The organism is Candidatus Pelagibacter communis (assembly GCF_001180025.1).
Taxonomy (GTDB): Bacteria; Pseudomonadota; Alphaproteobacteria; order Pelagibacterales; family Pelagibacteraceae; genus Pelagibacter; species Pelagibacter ubique_A.
The window spans coordinates 1-1,240 of sequence record NZ_CVSK01000076.1; the positions used below are offsets into that span (position 1 = coordinate 1).

The 1,240-nt window shown below is 22.5% G+C and carries 2 protein-coding genes; both read left to right on the forward strand.

Annotated features, from left to right (window positions below; all coding sequences use genetic code 11):
- On the forward strand, positions 1-494 hold a 494-nt coding region (locus AMN83_RS05080), incomplete at its 5' end, for an NAD-dependent epimerase/dehydratase family protein (protein WP_143323647.1).
- Positions 491-1,240, forward strand: a 750-nt coding sequence (locus AMN83_RS05085) for an NAD-dependent epimerase/dehydratase family protein (RefSeq protein ID WP_075504584.1), incomplete at its 3' end; no start/stop codon positions are given. The genes AMN83_RS05080 and AMN83_RS05085, both read left to right, overlap by 4 nt.

A 1,240-nucleotide genomic window follows, 5' to 3' on the forward strand; every position in this document is an offset into this window, starting at 1 on the left:
AAAGCTATAATGAACAATATAATACAAATTATAGATGTTTAATGCCCACAAATACATATGGTCCAAATGATAATTATAATAAAATTAACTCACATTTTTTTCCAGCATTAATAAAAAAAGTACATCAATTAAAATTCAAAAAAAATAAAATAATTACTTTATGGGGAAATGGGACTCCAAAGAGAGAAGTAATACATGTTGATGATTTAGCTGATGCTTGCGTTTATTTTATGAAAAAGAAAACAAAACACTTTTTAATTAATATTGGCTCAGGTAGAGATTATACAATTAAATATTATTTAGAATTAATTGCAAAAGTTATTTTAGGTAATATAAAAATAAAAATTAAATATGATAAATCTAAACCTAATGGTGTTCCAAGAAAGGTTATGGATGTATCTTTAGCAAAAAAGTATGGCTGGAAATATAAAATAAACTTAAAAACTTCAATTAAAATTACTTATCAATCATTTTTGAAAGAATCGAACACATGAAAAATTTAATTATAGTAACAGGTGGAGCAGGATTTATTGGATCAAACTTAATAGATTTACTACTTAAAAAAACTAAATATAAAATTTATAGTATTGACAATTATTCTTCTGGTAAAAAAAAAAATCACATTCTAAACAAAAGAGTAAAATATATAAAAGAAAATACTAAAAACATTAGTAAAATTTTAAATTCAAAAAAAAAAAATATAAAAGTAATTTTTCATTTTGGTGAGTTTGCTAGAATTTATCAAAGCTTTCCTAAAATGAATGAATGTATAGATTCAAATTCTGTAGGATCGCATGAAGTTTTTAATTTTTGTTTTATGAATAAAATAAAACTAATTTATTCGGCAACATCTGCGAGTATAGGCAATAATGGTAAAAATAAGAATTTATCACCTTATGCATTTACAAAATCTAAAAATTTAGAATTATTAGAAAATTATAAAAAGTGGTTCGGGTTAAAATTTGAAATTATTTATTTTTATAATGTTTATGGTCCAAAACAAATTAAAAGTGGAAATATGGCTACGGTAATAGGTATATTTGAAGATCAATGTAAAAAAAACAAATTTTTAACTGTTGTAAAACCTGGAAATCAATCTCGAAGATTTACTCATGTAAATGATACAGTTAATATATGTTATTTAGCTTTTAAGAAAAATAAAAATAGGCATTACAGTATCTCCCATAAAAAAAGCTATACAATTCTTGCTGTCGCTAAAATGTTTAGTAACAAAATAAAA